At 71.2% G+C, this 16,824-nt stretch carries 15 protein-coding genes; 7 read left to right on the top strand and 8 right to left on the bottom strand.

The features are described from left to right. Window positions 1-9: 9 nt before the first annotated feature. From HQQ85_RS04335 to aroA, 4 genes are all read right to left on the bottom strand, one after another. Window positions 10-513 carry a septum formation family protein gene (locus tag HQQ85_RS04335; protein ID WP_173181246.1) on the bottom strand — a complete coding sequence of 168 codons (504 nt, stop codon included), beginning with the start codon at window positions 511-513 and terminating at the stop codon, window positions 10-12. A 152-nt stretch (window positions 514-665) separates the two neighbouring features. After that, on the bottom strand, window positions 666-1,589 hold the full coding sequence (locus HQQ85_RS04330; RefSeq protein WP_371741756.1) for an inositol monophosphatase: 924 nt from the start codon (window positions 1,587-1,589) through the stop codon (window positions 666-668). An 82-nt stretch (window positions 1,590-1,671) separates the two neighbouring features. Beyond that, window positions 1,672-2,715: a ribosome small subunit-dependent GTPase A gene (gene rsgA / locus HQQ85_RS04325; RefSeq protein WP_173181245.1), complete on the bottom strand. Its 1,044-nt coding sequence runs from the start codon at window positions 2,713-2,715 to the stop codon at window positions 1,672-1,674. Continuing rightward, the gene (gene aroA, locus HQQ85_RS04320; protein ID WP_173181244.1) at window positions 2,712-4,097 is read right to left on the bottom strand and encodes a 3-phosphoshikimate 1-carboxyvinyltransferase; all 1,386 of its coding nucleotides are present in this window, start codon (window positions 4,095-4,097) and stop codon (window positions 2,712-2,714) included. Before aroA ends, rsgA begins: the two co-directional genes overlap by 4 nt. A gap of 80 nt (window positions 4,098-4,177) precedes the next feature. On the opposite strand from aroA, the gene HQQ85_RS04315 reads away from it, so the two are divergent. Then, window positions 4,178-4,813: a sigma-70 family RNA polymerase sigma factor gene (locus HQQ85_RS04315; RefSeq protein WP_370545272.1), complete on the top strand. Its 636-nt coding sequence runs from the start codon at window positions 4,178-4,180 to the stop codon at window positions 4,811-4,813. Beyond that, window positions 4,810-5,049 (top strand): zf-HC2 domain-containing protein, encoded by a 240-nt coding sequence (locus HQQ85_RS04310; protein WP_173181242.1) that lies wholly within the window; start codon window positions 4,810-4,812, stop codon window positions 5,047-5,049. Before HQQ85_RS04315 ends, HQQ85_RS04310 begins: the two co-directional genes overlap by 4 nt. Window positions 5,050-5,119: 70 nt before the next feature. Here HQQ85_RS04310 and HQQ85_RS04305 read toward each other — a convergent pair whose 3' ends face one another. Further along, window positions 5,120-8,896 carry a multifunctional oxoglutarate decarboxylase/oxoglutarate dehydrogenase thiamine pyrophosphate-binding subunit/dihydrolipoyllysine-residue succinyltransferase subunit gene (locus HQQ85_RS04305; protein ID WP_173181241.1) on the bottom strand — a complete coding sequence of 1,259 codons (3,777 nt, stop codon included), beginning with the start codon at window positions 8,894-8,896 and terminating at the stop codon, window positions 5,120-5,122. Window positions 8,897-9,035: 139 nt separating this feature from the next. On the opposite strand from HQQ85_RS04305, the gene HQQ85_RS04300 reads away from it, so the two are divergent. Continuing rightward, window positions 9,036-10,433, top strand: a complete 1,398-nt coding sequence (locus tag HQQ85_RS04300; RefSeq protein ID WP_173181240.1) for a hemolysin family protein — start codon at window positions 9,036-9,038, stop codon at window positions 10,431-10,433. After that, window positions 10,426-11,466 carry a hemolysin family protein gene (locus HQQ85_RS04295; protein WP_173181239.1) on the top strand — a complete coding sequence of 347 codons (1,041 nt, stop codon included), beginning with the start codon at window positions 10,426-10,428 and terminating at the stop codon, window positions 11,464-11,466. The genes HQQ85_RS04300 and HQQ85_RS04295 overlap by 8 nt, the downstream gene beginning before the upstream one ends. 61 nt (window positions 11,467-11,527) lie before the next feature. Here the strand turns inward: HQQ85_RS04295 and HQQ85_RS04290 are convergent, their stop codons facing one another. Continuing rightward, window positions 11,528-12,628, bottom strand: coding sequence for an NADH:flavin oxidoreductase/NADH oxidase (locus tag HQQ85_RS04290; RefSeq protein WP_173181238.1), 1,101 nt, complete (start codon window positions 12,626-12,628; stop codon window positions 11,528-11,530). Here HQQ85_RS04290 and HQQ85_RS04285 point away from each other — a divergent pair. After that, the gene (locus HQQ85_RS04285) at window positions 12,627-13,574 is read left to right on the top strand and encodes an ADP/ATP-dependent (S)-NAD(P)H-hydrate dehydratase (RefSeq protein WP_173181237.1); all 948 of its coding nucleotides are present in this window, start codon (window positions 12,627-12,629) and stop codon (window positions 13,572-13,574) included. The two genes, HQQ85_RS04290 and HQQ85_RS04285, sit on opposite strands and share 2 nt — an antisense overlap. A gap of 66 nt (window positions 13,575-13,640) precedes the next feature. Here HQQ85_RS04285 and HQQ85_RS04280 read toward each other — a convergent pair whose 3' ends face one another. After that, window positions 13,641-14,330 (bottom strand): YceI family protein, encoded by a 690-nt coding sequence (locus HQQ85_RS04280; protein ID WP_173181236.1) that lies wholly within the window; start codon window positions 14,328-14,330, stop codon window positions 13,641-13,643. A gap of 170 nt (window positions 14,331-14,500) precedes the next feature. Between HQQ85_RS04280 and HQQ85_RS04275 the strand changes: the two genes are divergently transcribed. Together HQQ85_RS04275 and HQQ85_RS04270 are read left to right on the top strand one after the other, a co-directional pair. Then, a complete protein-coding gene (locus tag HQQ85_RS04275) occupies window positions 14,501-15,808 on the top strand; it encodes a glycosyltransferase 87 family protein (protein WP_173181235.1) in 1,308 nt (435 codons plus the stop codon). Then, window positions 15,756-16,079: a thiamine-binding protein gene (locus tag HQQ85_RS04270; RefSeq protein WP_173181234.1), complete on the top strand. Its 324-nt coding sequence runs from the start codon at window positions 15,756-15,758 to the stop codon at window positions 16,077-16,079. Before HQQ85_RS04275 ends, HQQ85_RS04270 begins: the two co-directional genes overlap by 53 nt. A 30-nt stretch (window positions 16,080-16,109) precedes the next feature. Here the strand turns inward: HQQ85_RS04270 and HQQ85_RS04265 are convergent, their stop codons facing one another. Further along, entirely contained in the window at window positions 16,110-16,817 is a 708-nt protein-coding gene (locus tag HQQ85_RS04265; RefSeq protein WP_370545204.1) for a response regulator, read from the bottom strand. Between the last annotated feature and the right edge of the window lie 7 nt (window positions 16,818-16,824).

Raw genomic sequence — 16,824 nt, 5'->3', positions numbered from 1 at the left:
GGACCGCGGCTACTTGGCCGCGCCCTTCAGCGTGCCCGAGACCTTGCCGTTCGGGTCGCCGATGAGGCACGAGACCAGGCGGTCGTCGCCGTCGGTCCAGGAGCCCTCGGTGGGGGTGAAGTAGGTGTAGCCGAGCGCCGAGTCGTCGTAGGAGATGCCCACGAAGCTCTCGAAGGCGGTCAGGCACTCCGCATCGGCCTGGGTGTTGATCTCGTCGGTGCCGGGGAACTCGTCGCCGGTGAGCTCGAAGTCGGAGTAGACCTCGAAGTCGTGCTCGTCGGCGCAGTCGACCAGCGGAACCTCGCTGACCTCGGTGCCGTCGGTGTCGTTCAGGCACTGGCCGACGCTCAGGGCGAAGACGTCGGTGTCGGTCTGCTCGATCTCCTCGCCCGTGGAGGAGTCGGTCGCCGGCGGGGCCGAGCTCGGGAACAGCGCGGTGCAGCCCGTGAGGGACAGGCCGGCGATGAGCAGCGCGGCAGCGGCGAGAGAGAGTCTGGACGGGGAAATCGCCATGGAGGCCTCCGAGGTAGGGATGGAACGCCGAGGCACCGCCCCCGGCTACAGCACCTGGGAAACGGCTGTGCAGGCCCCCGCGTCACCATTATGGCCCGAGTGTGCCCATTTCGGGGGCGCGCTCCTCGAGCGTCACGCCCGCTCCGCGAGGGTCACGCCCGGAGGGGTCGCCCGACCAGCGCCAGAGCGGCGTCGTGCAGCACTCCGTTGCTCGCGAGGGCGCTGCCGCTCCACGGCCCGTCCACACCGTCCACGGAGGTGAACCGCCCGCCCGCCTCCTCGACGATCGGGGCGAGCGCCGCCATGTCGTACGGCTTGAGGTCGAACTCCGCCGCCAGCTCGAGCTGGCCCTCGGCCACCATCATGTACGACCACATCTCGCCGTAGGCCCGCGTGCGCCAGACCGAGCGCGAGAGGGCGACGAGCTCGTCGAGCCGGCCCTCTTCGTCCCAGCCCTTGAGGCTGTTGTAGCTGAGCGACGCGTCCTCGAGCGAGGAGATGCCCGAGGTGCGGATCGCCCGGGGCCCGTCGCCCCGGGCATCCAGCCGGTCGGTCGTGAAGGCGCCGAGGCCCGTGGCGGCCCACCAGCGGCGGCCGAGTGCGGGCGCCGAGACCACACCCACGACGGGCACGCCGTCGATCGCGAGCGCGATCAGCGTGGCCCACACGGGCACCCCGCGCAGGAAGTTCGCGGTGCCGTCGATGGGGTCGACGATCCACTGGCGGTGGGGGTGGGCTCCGGATGCGCGACCGCTCCGTCCGGCATCGGCGGCGCCCGGCGCCCCTCCCTCGTCGGCCGTCTCGTCGGGGTCGGGCTCGCCCGCCGTCTCCCCGTACTCTTCGCCGAGGACCGCATCGCCCGGGCGCGCGTTCGCGAGCCCGTCGCGGATCGACCGCTCGACGGCCTGATCGGCATCCGTCACCGGCGTGCGGTCGGGCTTCGTCGTGACGTGCAGGTCGTGCGCGCGGAAGCGCTGCTGCGACAGCGCGTCGGCGGCATCGGCCAGCGCCAGGGCGAGGGCGAGGTCGTCGGAGAGGTCGGTCAGGGACTCGGGGCGGGGGGTCGCGGAGCTCACGCGACCAGGCTAGCGGGCGCGCCGTGCTCAGCCGGCGGTCCGCGCGGCGTGGGCAAGCGATGCCGTCGGCCCCGAGCCGCGCTCAGGCGGTCGTCTGAAGCAGCTTCTGCAGCGACTCGAGCCGCGCCCGCCCGCTCTCACCGAGCTCGCCGGCCTCGACCCGGTCGACGATCTCCCAGTCGTGCGCCTCCGTCAGGGGGATGCCCCCGGGCGGCTCGCCCTCGGGCACCCGCGCGGTCTGCGCGAACGACCGCAGGATGTTCGCCGGATCGACGTGACCGAGACCGAAGGAGCGCACACCCGGGGTGTCGATGATCCAGCCCGTGCGACCGTCGGCGGCGCGAAGGCGCAGGCACAGCGTCGACGACGAGGTGTGCCGGCCGCGCCCGGTGACGGTGTTGACGACGCCCGTCGCGCGGTCGGCACCCGGCACCAGCTCGTTCACCAGCGTCGACTTGCCGACTCCCGAGTGGCCGACGGTCACCGTGGTGTGGCCGACCAGCAGATCGGTCAGCTCCTCGAGCGGCACCTCGTCGCGCGACAGCGTGATCACCCGGATGTCGAGGCAGGCGAACTCGGACAGCAGTTCGCTCGGGTCGGCGAGGTCGGTCTTGGTGATGCAGAGGATGGGGGTGATGCCGGCGTCGAACGCCGCCACCAGGTAGCGGTCGATCAGTCGCGCCCGAGGTTCGGGGTTCGCGGCGGCCACCACGATCAGCATCTGGTCGGCGTTGGCGACGATCACCCGTTCCACGGCGTCGGAGTCGTCGGCGCTCCGGCGGAGCAGCGTCGAGCGCTCCTGCACCCGGACGACCCGTGCCAGGCTGCCCGGCTCACCGCTGACGTCGCCCACCAGGTCGACGCGGTCTCCCGTGACGATGGGCGTGCGGCCGAGCTCCCGAGCCCGCGAGGCGGTGATCTCGTGCTCCTCGGGGGTGTCCTCGCCGATCAGCACGGCGAAGCGCCCACGATCGACGGTCATGATGCGGCCGGTGACCGCGTCCTTGTGGTCGGGGCGCTGCTTCGTGCGCGGGCGGTTGCCCTTCGGGTTCGGGCGGATGCGCACGGTCGACTCGTCGAAGTCGCCCTCGTCGTCATCGTCGTCGGCCGAGTCCCACCAGCTCATCCGCGCCCCACAGCCGGCTGCTCGGGAGAGGTGCCCCCGAGCATCGACGCCCAGAGCTCGGGGAACTGCGGCAGCGTCTTGGCGGTGGTCGCGATGTCGTCGACGAGCACGCCGTCGACGGCGAGGCCGATCAGGGCACCGGCCGTGGCCATCCGGTGGTCTTCGTAGCTCGACCAGAGCCCGCCGTGCAGCGGCCTCGGCGTGATCTCGAGGCCGTCCTCCAGCTCCGTCACATCGCCGCCGAGGTTGTTGATCTCGGTCGCGAGCGCGGCCAGGCGGTCGGTCTCGTGGTGCCGGATGTGGCCGATCCCCGTGATGCGGCTGGGCTCGTCGGCCAGCGCGGCGAGGGCCACCAGCGGCGGCGCCAGCTCGCCCCCGGTCGACAGGTCGATCGACACGCCCCGGATGCTCGAGCCCCCGGTCACCGTCAGCCGGTCTCCCTCGCGCACGACGGTGGCGCCGAACAGCGGCAGCAGCTGCTCCAGGTCGGCCCCGACCTGCGTGGTCGACTCCGGCCAGCCGGTGATCGTGACGCTGCCGCCCGTGACGAGCGCGGCGGCGAGGAACGGTGCGGCGTTCGACAGGTCGGGCTCGATGTCGATCTCGATACCGGCGATCGGGCCGGGGGCGACGCGCCACCGGCCGCCCTCCTCGGACTCGGCGTCGACGCCGCGACGCACCAGGGCGGCGACGGTCATGTCGATGTGCGGCTGGCTCGGCAGCCGGGAGCCCTCGTGCTGCAGCTCGAGACCGTTCTCGAAGCGGGCGGCCGCGAGCAGCAGCCCGCTGACGAACTGGCTCGAGGCGGACGCGTCGATGGTGAGGGGCCCGCCCTCGATGCGGCCGGAGCCGTGCAGGGTGAAGGGGAGGGCCGCACGGCCGTCGTCGGCGATGTCGGCGCCGAGCGCCCGGAGCGAGCTGATCGTGGTGGACATCGGGCGACGGCGGGCGCCCTCGTCGCCGTCGAAGGTGACGGGGCCGAGTGCCAGGGCGGCGACCGGCGGCAGGAAGCGCATGACGGTTCCGGCGAGTCCGCAGTCGATCGTGGTGCTGCCGACGAGCTCTGCGGCGGGCGTGACGAGGAGGTCGGGGCCGAAGGCGCCGTCGCCCGGTGTCTCGACGATGGTGGTGCCGAGGGCTCGCAGAGCATCCGTCATCAGGGAGCTGTCACGGGAGTGCAGGGGGGAACGCAGCCGCGACGGGCCGTCGGCCAGGGCCGAGAGCACGAGCTCGCGATTGGTCAGCGACTTCGAGCCGGGCAGCGAGAGCACGGCCGAGACGGGGCCGCTCGCGCGCGGCGCGGGCCAGTGCTCGTCGACCGCCTGCGGGGAGTCGTCGCCGTAGGGGTTGAACTGCGGAGCGGAATATCTCTGGACAGGCATCGGTTATCAGAATAGTCGCCCGCAGCATCCGCTGCCGGTGCAGCAGAGCCCTCTGGAGGAGCGATTTGACCGCGACCGCCGTGTTGGACCGCCCGGTCGTAGACTGGCCGGTGATGAGTGATACCACCCCTGATCCGCGCGCCCTTTTCGAAGAGCAGGCCATCCCGTTCCTCGATCAGCTCTACGGCGCTGCGCTGCGCATGACGCGCAACCCGAGCGACGCCCAAGACCTCGTGCAGGAGACCTTCGTCAAGGCCTACGCCGCGTTCGGGCAGTTCGAGCAGGGCACGAACCTCAAGGCGTGGCTGTACCGCATCCTGACGAACACCTTCATCAACACCTACCGCAAGAAGCAGCGCGACCCCTACCAGGGCTCCACCAGTGAGATGGAGGACTGGCAGCTGGGCACCGCCGAGTCGGTGACCGCGAGCATGTCGAGCCGCTCGGCCGAGGCCGAAGCGATCGACCACCTGCCCGACAGCGACGTCAAGGAGGCGCTGCAGTCGATCCCCGAGGACTTCCGCCTGGCCGTGTACCTGGCCGACGTCGAGGGATTCTCCTACCAGGAGATCGCCGACATCATGAAGACCCCCGTAGGAACCGTGATGAGCCGCCTGCATCGAGGCCGGCGGCTGCTTCGCGGACTACTGACCGATTACGCGCGGTCGCGCGGCCTCGAGGTCGCCACCGCCACTGCCAAAGGGAGCAAGAAATGAGTGACTGCGGCTGCGACAAGGCCCGCGCCGAGCTCGAGGAGTATCTGCGCAACGAGATCTGCACGACCGACGCGAAGGACATCCGCGACCACCTGGAGACCTGCGAGGGCTGTCAGTCGGAGCTGCACATCGGCGTGGTGCTGACCCAGACGGTGCAGCGGGCCTGCAAGGAGACCGCTCCCGAGGAGCTGCGCGACCAGCTGCTGGCCCGCCTCCGCGCCGTCCAGACGCACTAGCTGTCGCACCCGATTACTGAGAAGGGCCCCGCTCGGCAACTGCCGGTGGGGCCCCTCCTCGTTGCTCGACCTAGCTCAGTGCGCGGGCGATCAGTGCCGCCTGCTCCGTGGCGTGGCGCTTGGCGCTGCCGGCGGCGGGGGAGGCCGCAGCCGGGCGCGACACCACCGAGACGGTGCGGCCCTCGAGGTGACGGGCCAGCTCGGTCAGGATGAACGGCCAGGCGCCCTGGTTCTGGGGCTCGTCCTGCACCCAGACCAGCTCGGCGTTCGGGTAGCCGGCGAGCGTGGCCGTGATCTCCTCGATCGGCAGCGGGTAGTACTGCTCGAGCCGAACCAGGGCGATGGCCTCGTTCGGGTTCTTCTGCAGCTCGCTGGCGAGGTCGTAGTGGATCTTGCCCGAGTGCAGCAGCACCTTGGTGACGGCGCCCTTGTCGGTGATGCGGCCGTCGTCGATCACCGGCTGGAAGCGACCCGTCGTCAGGTCCTCGACCGAGCTCGTCGCTCCGCGCAGGCGCAGCATCGCCTTCGGGGTGAAGACGATCAGGGGCTTCCGGGGCCGGGCGTACGCCTGGCGGCGCAGCAGGTGGAAGTACGACGCGGGGGTCGAGGGGCGGGCGACCGTCATGTTGTCCTCGGCGCACATCTGCAGGTACCGCTCGATGCGGGCGGAGGAGTGGTCGGGGCCCTGGCCCTCGTAGCCGTGCGGCAGCAGGAGCACCAGCGACGAGCGCTGGCCCCACTTCTGCTCGGCCGAGGAGATGAACTCGTCGATGATGATCTGGGCGCCGTTGGCGAAGTCGCCGAACTGGGCCTCCCAGAGCACGAGCGCGTCGGGGCGCTCGACCGAGTAGCCGTACTCGAAGCCCATGGCCGCGTACTCGCTGAGCAGCGAGTCGTAGATCCAGAACCGGGCCTGCTTGTCGCTGAGGTTCGCCAGCGGCAGCCACTCCTGGCCGTTCTCCCGGTCGTGCAGCACGGCGTGGCGCTGCACGAAGGTGCCGCGACGCGCATCCTGACCCGCGAGGCGCACGGGGGTGCCCTCGTTCAGCAGGGAGCCGAGCGCCAGCAGTTCGCCGAAGGCCCAGTCGATGCCGCCGTTCCGGCTCATGTCGACGCGCTTGGTGAGCAGCTGCTGCAGCTTCGGGTGCACGGTGAAGCCGGCGGGCTTGTTGTCGAAGGCGTCGCCGATGGAGTGCAGCGCGTCGAGCGAGACGGCCGTCTCGAACGGGGCCGTCGTGCTGTCGTCGCGCTGCGCCTCGGGGCGCTCCAGGTCGGAGACCGCCTGGGTGTCGGCCGTGATCACCGGGATCGACGCGGTCTGCGCCGCGTGCGTCTCGGCGAAGGCGCGCTCGAGGCGGTCCTGGAAATCGCGGTGCGCGGCCTCGTACTCCTCTTCGGTGATGTCGCCGCGGCCGACGAGGGCCTCGGTGTAGAGCTTCCGCACCGAGCGCTTGGCCTCGATCAGGTTGTACATCAGCGGCTGGGTCATCGAGGGGTCGTCGCCCTCGTTGTGCCCGCGGCGGCGGTAGCAGATCAGGTCGATGAAGACGTCGCGGTGGAACTTCTGGCGGTACTCGAAGGCGAGCTGCGCCACCCGCACGACCGACTCCGGGTCGTCGCCGTTCACGTGGAAGATCGGTGCCTGGATCGTCTTCGCCACGTCGGTGGAGTACACCGAGCTGCGCGACTCGCTGGGCGGGGTGGTGAAGCCGACCTGATTGTTGATGTTCACGTGGATGGTGCCGCCGGTGCGGTAGCCCCGCAGCTGCGACATCTGCAGCGTCTCGACCACGACGCCCTGGCCCGCGAGGGCGGCGTCGCCGTGGATCAGGATCGGCAGCGTCGAGAACGTGCCGATCGGCTTCCGGTCCTGCTTGGCGCGCACGATGCCCTCGAGCACGCCGTCGGCGGCCTCCAGGTGCGAGGGGTTGGCGGCGAGGTAGACCGGGATCTCCTTGCCGTCGGAGGCGGTGAAGGTGCCCTCGGTGCCGAGGTGGTACTTCACGTCGCCCGAGCCCTGCACGGTGCGCGGGTCCTGCGTGCCCTCGAACTCGCGGAAGATCTGGCCGTAGGTCTTGCCGGCGATGTTCGTCAGCACGTTCAGGCGGCCGCGGTGCGCCATGCCGATGGCGACCTCGTCGAGGCCCTCCTCGGCGGCGCCCTGGATGATCGCGTCGAGCAGCGCGATGGTGGACTCGCCGCCCTCGAGCGAGAAGCGCTTCTGGCCGACGTACTTGGTCTGCAGGAACGTCTCGAAGGCCTCGGCCTCGTTCAGCTTCTCCAGGATGCGCATCTGCTCGTCGTGGCCCGGCTTGGCGTAGGGGCGCTCGATCTTCTCCTGGATCCACCGACGCTGCGCCGGGTCCTGGATGTGCATGTACTCGATGCCGATCTTGCGGCAGTAGGAGTCGCGCAGCACGCCGAGGATGTCGCGCAGGTAGGCCTGGCGGGTCAGCCCGAACTCGCCGGTGACGAACTCGCGGTCGAGGTCCCAGAAGGTCAGCCCGTGGGTCGCGATGTCGAGGTCGGGGTGCGTGCGCTGGCGGTACTCCAGCGGGTCGATGTCGGCCATCAGGTGGCCGCGCACGCGGTAGGCGTTGATCAGCTCCTGCACGCGGGCCGTCTTGTCGATGGCGCTGGCCTCGTCGACGGAGATGTCGGCGGCCCAGTGGATGGGCTCGTAGGGGATGCGCAGCTCGGCGAAGATGTTCTCGTAGAAGCCGCGCTCCCCGAGGAGGAGCTCGTGCACCTTCTTCAGGAACTCGCCGGAGCCGGCGCCCTGGATGACGCGGTGGTCGTAGGTGCTGGTGAGCGTGATGATCTTGCCGATGCCGAGGTCGGAGAGCACGCGAGGCGAGGCGCCCTGGAACTCGGCCGGGTACTCGAGGGCGCCGGCGCCGATGATCGCACCCTGCCCCTTCATCAGGCGCGGCACCGAGTGCACCGTGCCGATGCCGCCCGGGTTCGTCAGCGAGATCGTGGTGCCCTGGAAGTCGGTGGCGGTGAGCTTGTTGCCGCGGGCGCGGCGCACGAGGTCTTCGTAGGCGGCGAGGAACTCGTTGAACGACATCGTGTCGGCGCGCTTGATGCCGGGCACCAGGAGGGCTCGGGTGCCGTCGGGCTTCGGGATGTCGATCGCGATGCCGAGGCCCACGTGGGCGGGGGCGACGACCGAGGGCTTGCCGTCGACCTCGTCGTAGTAGACGTTCTGGCTCGGGAACTCCTTCAGCGCCTGCACGAGCGCCCAGCCGATGAGGTGGGTGAAGGAGACCTTGCCGCCGCGGGCGCGGCGCAGGTGGTTGTTGATCACGATGCGGTTGTCGATCAGCAGCTTGGCCGGGATCGAGCGGACGCTCGTGGCGGTGGGCACCGTGAGGCTGGCGTCCATGTTCGTGGCGAGGGACTTGGCCATGCCGCGGAGCGGGCTGACGACGTCCTTCTCGGCGTCGGCGGCCGCCTGGTCGGCGGCCTCCTCGGCTGTGCTCTTGCGGGTCGAGGGCGCCTCCGCCGGGATGGGCTGCGGCTTCGCCTCGATGCTGGTGGTCTTCGCGACCGGCTGGGTCGCGGCGCGGGCACCGGAGGCCTCGGCGACCTGGGCCGACTCGGTCTGCGGCACGGGCGCGGTGGTCTCGGCCGGGGCGGCGCCCTGGTCGGCCGCCGGCGCGGCTGCGCCCGACTTCGCCTGCTGGTGCGAGCGGTAGCTCTCGAGCACCGGCCACCACGACTTGTCGACCGAGTCCTTGTCGGCGAGGTACTGCTCGTACAGCTCGTCGACGAGCCATTCGTTCGCGCCGAACTCGCCCGACGCGCCCTCGTCTGTATTCGTACCCGTCAATTGGCTAGCCAAAGCCGATCGCCCACTTCCCGTTGCCTCGTGATGGCACGTGCCGGTGTCTGCTTCGCTGCGTGTTCACGCGCGGACACGTGCACCTTCAACCCTAAACCTTTCCCGGTGCCGTTCGGGCGGCTGTAGAGTCAGGGAGACAATGGCTCTCGAATGGATCTTGCTCGGTGTCGGGCTGCTGCTCACGGTCGGCACGGGGTTCTTCGTGGCCAGCGAGTTCTCGCTCGTCAACCTCGACCGCTCCGATCTCGAGGCGCGCTCCGCCCGCGGTGAGAAGGGCCTCCAGCCGGCCATCACCGCGCTCCGGCACACCTCGACGCACCTCTCCAGCGCGCAGCTCGGCATCACCCTGACCACGCTGCTCACGGGCTACACGATGGAGCCCGCCGTCTCGAGCCTGCTCGAGGCCCCGCTCACCGGGATCGGCATCCCCGAGGGCGTCGTGCCCGCCATCAGCGCCACCGTGGGCATCCTGTTCGCCACGCTGCTCTCGATGATCGTCGGCGAGCTCGTGCCGAAGAACTTCGCGCTGGCGCTGCCGCTGAAGACGGCGCGAATCGTGGTGCCGTTCCAGCTCGCCTTCACGATGGTGTTCCGCCCGGCGGTGGCCCTGCTGAACAACAGTGCGAACGCGCTGCTGCGGCTGATCGGCATCGAGCCGAAGGAGGAGCTGTCGGGCGCGCGCACCGCCGAGGAGCTCTCCTCGCTCGTCCGCCGCTCCGCGGTGCAGGGCAGCCTCGACGTCGACACGGCCACGCTGCTGAACCGCACGCTCCTGTTCTCCTCCCACGACGCCTCGGACGTGATGACACCGCGGCCGCGCATCGTGAGCGTCAAGCGCGACGAGTCGGCGTGGGCCGTGCTCGAGCTCGCCCGCACCACCGGCCACTCGCGCTTCCCGGTCGTCGACGACGACATCGACGACATCGTCGGGCTGGTGCACGTGAAGCAGGCGGTCTCCATTCCGCGCGACCGGCGCGGTGACGTGCCCGCCGTGGCGATCATGACCGAGACGGTGCGCGTGCCCGAGACGATGACCCTCGACCTGCTGCTCGGGGAGCTCCGCGGGCAGGGCTACCAGATGGCCGTCGTGATCGACGAGTACGGCGGCACGGCCGGGGTCGTCACGCTCGAGGACCTCGTGGAGGAGCTGGTGGGCGAGCTCGTCGACGAGCACGACCGCTCCCGCGCCGGCGTCGTGCGCACGCGGGCGGGCACCACCTTCCCCGGCATGCTGCGGCCCGACGAACTGGCCGACCAGGCCGGAATCGCTGTGCCCGAGGACGGCCCGTACGAGACCGTCGCCGGCTTCGTGATGAGCGCGCTCGGCCGGATGCCCGTGGTGGGCGACACGGTCGCCCTGCCCGACGGCGCGCTGCGGGTCGAGCGGCTCGACGGCCGTCGCATCGACCGGCTGCGCTTCGTGCCCTCGCCCGCCGAGCCCGGCAGCCCCGGGCGGCAGGCGCCCGACGGCATCGCCCCGGAGAACCCCGCCCCCGAGAACCCCACGCATCAGAACCAGGAGGTGCCCCGTGGCTGACTGGCTCGGGATCGTCTGGCTGATCGTGCTGCTGGCCGGCAACGCCTTCTTCGTCGCGGCGGAGTTCGCCGTCATCTCCGCCCGCCGCTCGCAGATCGAGCCGCTGGCCGAGCAGGGCAAGGCGAGCGCGAAGACGGCGCTGTGGGCGATGGAGCACGCGACGCTCATGCTCGCCACCACGCAGCTCGGCATCACGGTGTGCTCGCTGCTCATCCTCAACGTCTCCGAGCCCGCCATCCATCATCTGCTCGAGGGCCCGTTGCACCTCGTGGGGCTGCCCGAGGAGGCCAGCGGCGCGGTCGCCTTCGTCATCACGCTCGTGCTCGTGTCGTTCCTGCACGTCGTGCTGGGGGAGATGGTGCCGAAGAACATCTCGTTCTCGGTGCCCGACCGCGCGGTGCTCCTCCTCGCGACGCCGCTCGTCGCGATCGCCCGGGTGCTGAAGTTCGCCATCGTCGCCCTGAACGCCACCGCCAACGGAGTGCTCCGACTGTTCCGGGTCGAGCCGAAGAGCGAGGCGGCCAGCGCGTTCACCCTCGACGAGGTGTCGACGATCGTCGCCCAGTCGCAGAAGGAGGGCGTGCTCTCCGACACGGCCGGCACGCTCACCGCGGCGTTCGAGTTCACGGCCAAGACGGTCGCCGACGTGGCCGTCCCCCTCGACTCGCTGGTCAGCCTGCCGCCCGATGCGACCCCCGCCGACGTCGAGCGGGCCGTGGCGAAGTACGGCTTCTCGCGCTACGTGCTGCTGGATGACGAGGGGATGCCCGCGGGCTACGTGCATCTCAAGGACGTGATCGACCTCGATGACGACGAGTTCGACGACCCGATCCCCGCCAAGCGCGTTCGCCAGCTGCCCTCCCTGTTCGAGAAGACCGAGCTGGAGGACGCCCTGGCGAGCATGCGCAAGTCGGGCGCCCACCTCGCCCGCTCGTTCACCGAGTCGGGCCTGACGACGGGCGTGCTCTTCCTCGAGGACATCATCGAGGAGCTGGTCGGCGAGGTGCACGACGCCACCCGGCGCGTGCGCTAGATCTCCTGCCGCGGCGGCGGGTCAGCCGGCTGGCGGGTCAGCCGGCTGGCGGGTCAGCCGGCTAGTGGGTCGGGCGCGCCCGCACGTACTGCGGCGCCCAGTAGTCGATGTCCTCGCCGAGCTCCTCGGCGGCGCGCAGGGCGAAGTGCGGGTCGCGCAGCAGCTCGCGCGCGAGCATCACGGCGTCGGCGCGCCCTGACGCCACCACGTCCTCGGCCTGCTGCGGGGTCGTGATCAGACCGACGGCCGACACCGGCACGCCCGACCCGTCCTTGACGGCCTCGGCGAGCGGCACCTGGTAGAGCGGGCCGACCGGGATGCTCTGATGCCGCACGTTCCCGCCGCTGGACACGTCGACCAGGTCGCCGCCGGCGTCGCGCACCCACCCCGAGACGATCGCGGTGTCCTCCTCGTTCCAGCCGCCCTCGGCCCAGTCGGTCGCGGAGAACCGCACGAACACCACCAGATCCTCGCCGACGGCGGCCCGCACGGCGCGCACGACCTCGAGCACGAGACGCGCCCGGTTCTCCAGCGAGCCGCCGTAGGCGTCGGTGCGCGTGTTGGAGAGGGGGGAGAGGAACTGGTGCAGCAGGTAGCCGTGGGCGGCGTGCACCTCGAACACCTCGAAGCCGGCCTCCCGGGCGCGGCGGGCCGCGTCGCCGAAGGCGGTGACCAGTGCGGGCAGCTCGGCGGCGTCGAGTGCGCGGGGCTCGGCGTAGTCGCCGAACGCGATCGCGGACGGCGCGACGGTCGGCCAGCCGCCCTCCTCGGCGGGCACCGTGCCGCGCCGGGCGTCCCACGGGCGGAAGGTCGAGGCCTTGCGGCCGGCGTGGGCGAGCTGGATCGCGGGAACCGCCCCCTGGGCGCGGATGAAGGCCGCGATGCGGGCGAGGGCGTCGCGCTGCCCGTCGTTCCAGAGGCCGAGGTCCTGGGGGCTGATCCGGCCCTCCGGCACGACCGCGGTGGCCTCGGTCATCACGAGACCCGCGCCGCCGGCCGCGAACTGGCCGAGGTGCATCAGGTGCCAGTCGGTGGGCACGCCGTCGCGCGCCTCCACCGAGTACTGGCACATGGGCGCCACCCAGACCCGGTTGCGGGCGGTGACGGAGCGCAGGGTGAACGGACGGAACAGAGCGGTCTGGGGCACGTATCGTGGAACCATGTCCGACCCCGCCGCTATTCCCGACGACCGTGACGACGCCCCGCGCGATGCCCGCGCCGATGCGACGGATGCCCGCGACGACGCCCCCGTGCAGTGGCGCGACTGGACCGAGCTCGCCGCCTCCGAGAGCATCGCGGTGCCCGGCCCCGACGACGACAAGTACAGCCGGGGAGTGCTCGGCGTGGTCACCGGCAGCGACGAGTTCCCCGGCGCCGCGGTGCTCGGTGTCGACGCCGCGGTGCGCACCGGCGTCGGCATGGTGCGCTACCTCGGTGCGGCCCGCGCCGCCGACCTGGTGCTGCGGCGCCGGCCCGAGATCGTGACGGCCCCGGGCCGGGTGCAGGCGTGGCTGATCGGCTCCGGCCAGAGCTTCGACAAGCGGGACGAGGAGACGACCGCCGCCCTCGAGCACGCGATCGCCGACGGGGTGCCGCTCGTCGTCGACGCCGGCGCCCTCGACCTCGTCGACCGCCTCGATGCACCGGCCGTGCTCACCCCGCACGCGGGCGAGCTGGTCACGCTGCTGAAGAAGGTCGGCACCGAGGTCGACCGCGCCACCGTCAGCGCCGACCCCGAGCGCTGGGCCGCCCGCGCGGCCGACGCCACCGGGCACGTCGTGCTGCTCAAGGGGCGCACGACCCACGTCTGCGCGCCGCTCGCCGGCGCCGGCCCGCGGGTCGGAGCGCGGGTGCAGGCGCCGTCGAGCTGGGCGGCCACCGCGGGCAGCGGAGACGTGCTGGGGGGGATCGTCGGATCCCTCGTCGCGACGCACTCGGACGAGGTGCTCGCCGACCCCGAGCTGCTGGTCGCCCTGGCGGCCACGGGAGCGTTCGTGCACGCCTGGGCGGCGGAGCGCGCATCCGATCGCGGACCCATCGCGGCCCTCGACATCGCCGAGGCCGTGCCCCGGGTGATCGCCCGCCTGGTCAGCGGCGTCGCGAACTGAGGCGAGCAGCGAGCAGCGAGCAGCGATCAGCCGGCAGTTAGCGACGAGCACCAGCACCGGCCCCCGTCAGTTCGCGGGCGCCGCCACCAGGTCGATGTCGATGTGCGCCGTGTCGGAGGCGCCCACCACGGCCAGCGCGGTGCTCGAGAAGCCGTAGTCGGAGAGCGCGATCGGGATGCTGCCGGTGAGCGTTCCCGACTCGCCGTCGAAGCCGATCTCGGCCTGCGCCTGCACCTCATGACTGATGCCGCGCACCGTGAGCGTGCCCGTGATCGTCGTCTCGACCGGATCGCCGCCCGCCTCGGGCAGGGCCACCGGGTCGGAGAGCACGAACGAGGCCGTCGAGTTGCCGCCGGTCGCCGCGAGCAGGGCGCTCAGCACCGCATTGCGCGGCCCGCCGTCGCCCGCGAGCGTCGCGAGGTCGACCATGAACTCGGCCGTGGTGATGGTGTCGCCGGTGCGGGCGATGACGCCCGAGATCTCGTCGGTCTCGGCCGAGACGAGGTCGTCTCCCGAGGAGCTCTCCATGCGGTAGCCGATGGAGGAGGAGCGGTCGATCGAGAAGCTCGTCGACTCGTCCGCACCGTCGAGCTGGTCGTCGGGGGTGCCGAAGACGGTCGGCATGACGGCCTGCACCGTGGCGCTCTGATCGAGCGTCATGCTGCGCGCGAGGATCGGCACGGCGACCAGGGCGACGGCGCCGATGGCGGCGACCGAGGCCATCAGGGCGACGGCGGTCTTGGCGGATCTGTTCACGAAGGACTTCCGGTTCGGTGGGAGTGACTCCAGTGAACCAAGGAAAGGTGGTTGCGGGCTGAGAACCACCGGTGCGCGCCCTGGGCCGCGGTTCCCGGCCCGGCCGCACGGCCCACGCACACGGCCCGCGCACACGGGCCACTCACGGGGCACACCCTAGGATGACCCTCGTGCTGACACGCCTCCACCGCCTCGCGGCCAACCCCCTCGTGCTCTGGGCGGCCTTCCTCGCCCTCCACGTCTGGCTCGGCTACGACGGTCTCACGCACCCGAACCAGCCCTTCGGCGACGTCACCAGCGTCTACAAGGGCTGGGTGGAGCAGTCGCTCGACGGCTACCGGCTCGGCATCGACGGCCCGTGGGTCTACCCGATCCTCGCCTTCGTGCCGATGCTCGCGGCGATGGCGCTCGGCCCCGGCCTCTACGGCATCGGCTGGATGATCGTGGTCGGCATCGCGAACGCGGCGATCTTCGCCTACCTCGTCACCCGCCGCCGGAACGGCCACGGTGCGGCCCCGCGCCCGCTCGAGACAGGGGAGCGGCTGCGCCTCGCCGCCGCGTGGTGGTGGCTGCTCTTCCTGCTGCTGCTCGGGCCCGTCGCGGTCGGGCGCATCGACATCGTCACCGTCGACATCGTGATCGCGGGGCTGCTCGTCGCCCGCAACCGTCCGGTGCTCGCGGGTGTGCTGCTCGCGATCGCCACCTGGGTGAAGGTCTGGCCCGCGGCGATGATCGCCGCCGTCGTCATCACACTGCGTCGACGGATGCGCACGGCCGTCGCCGCAGCCGTCACCCTCGTCGCGGTGCTGGCCGTCGCCCTCGCGCTCGGCGCCGGCCTGAACGCCTTCAGCTTCGTCTCCGAGCAGACCGGCCGGGGCATGCAGGTCGAGGCCCCGGCTTCCGTGTTCTGGCTCTGGTCGGCCTACGCGGGCGGCAGCTCCGAGGTCTACTACGACATGGAGATCCTCACCTTCCAGGTGACCGGTCCGGGCAGCGACGTCGCCGCCATGCTGATGACCCCGCTGCTCGTGGTCGCGGTCGCCGCGGTGCTGCTGTTCGCCGTGTACGTGGTGCGGAAGGGCGCTCCTGCGACGCACGTGCTGCCGCCCCTCGCTCTCGCGCTCGTGATGGCCCTGATCGTGTTCAACAAGGTGGGCTCGCCGCAGTTCATGGTGTGGCTGTCGGCCCCGATCATCCTGGGCGTCGTGACGCAGGGTCGGCGGTTCTTCTGGCCGGCCGTGCTCGCGTTCGTGATGGCCGGGCTGACCCAGGTGATCTACCCGGTCGCCTACGACGCCATCCTCGGGCTCGACCCGGTGATGCTCGGGGTGCTCACCCTGCGCAACCTGCTGAGCATCACGATGCTCGTGATCGCCGTGGCGATGCTGTGGCAGAGTAGACGCGGATCGGGAAAGGCGGATCAGCATGCTCGTGGCGTTTTCGGTGGCACCGTCGGGCGGGGCCTTCCCCGCGGGTGAGGGCGACGGGGCGAGCGTGCACGACGCCGTCGCCGCCGCGGTCGAGGTGGTGCGGGCATCCGGACTGCCGAACTCGACCGACTCGATGTTCACGACGATCGAGGGCGAGTGGGACGAGGTGTTCGACGTCGTCAAGCGGGCGACCGAGGCCGTCGGCGCCTACGGCTCGCGGGTCTCGCTCGTGCTGAAGGCCGACATCCGGCCCGGGCACTCGGGAGAGCTGACCGGCAAGGTCGAGCGTCTCGAAGCGGCGCTCGAGCGCCGCAGCTAGCTGGGCAGCACGCCTAGCTCGGCAGCACGCCTAGCTCGGCAGCACGTCGTCCTCGAAGTCCTCGGCGCTCTGGTTGCCGAGGTACTCGTCGCGGGGCAGCAGCCCGTCCTGGATCGCGCGCTTCCGCAGCGCCACCTTGGTGCCGACGTCGATGCCCACGAGGCGGTACTTCTCGCGGATGCGCTTGAGGTAGGACTTCGCCGTCTCCTCCGAGATGTCGAGCGCCTTCGCGACCTGCTTCACGGGCTCGCCGCCGCCGTACAGCGCCATCACGCGGCGTTCCTGGGCCGAGAGGCGCGGTGAGGAGTCGAGGTCGTCGGCCGCCAGGGCGAGGTCGAGCTCGGTGGAGATGAAGCTGTCGCCGGCCGAGGCGGCGCGGATGGCCTCGACGATCATGTCGGCCTCCTCGCTCTTCACCAGGTAGCCGAGGGCGCCGGCCGCGATGGCCTCGCGCACCACGACGGGCTCGGAGTAGGTGCTCATCAGCACGGTCTTCACGCCGGCCGACTTCAGCGCGCGCAGCTTCACCGAGACCGGCAGGTTGTCCTTCAGGTCGAGGTCGAGCAGCACGACGTCGACCGGGAACTCCGGGTGGGTGAGGAGGTCGGGCCAGGTGGTCACGGCCGCGACCATGGAGATGTCGTCGGCGGCGCCACGGATCCACTCGGTCAGGGCGCCGAGGAGCATCCGGTGGTCGTCGACGATGGCCAGTCGGATCGGTTCGCGTGTGATCGTCACCACAGGT

The sequence above is a fragment of the Herbiconiux sp. VKM Ac-2851 genome, from assembly GCF_013205105.1.
GTDB lineage: Bacteria > Actinomycetota > Actinomycetes > Actinomycetales > Microbacteriaceae > Herbiconiux > Herbiconiux flava.
This window is presented reverse-complemented; position numbering and strand designations above follow the sequence as displayed.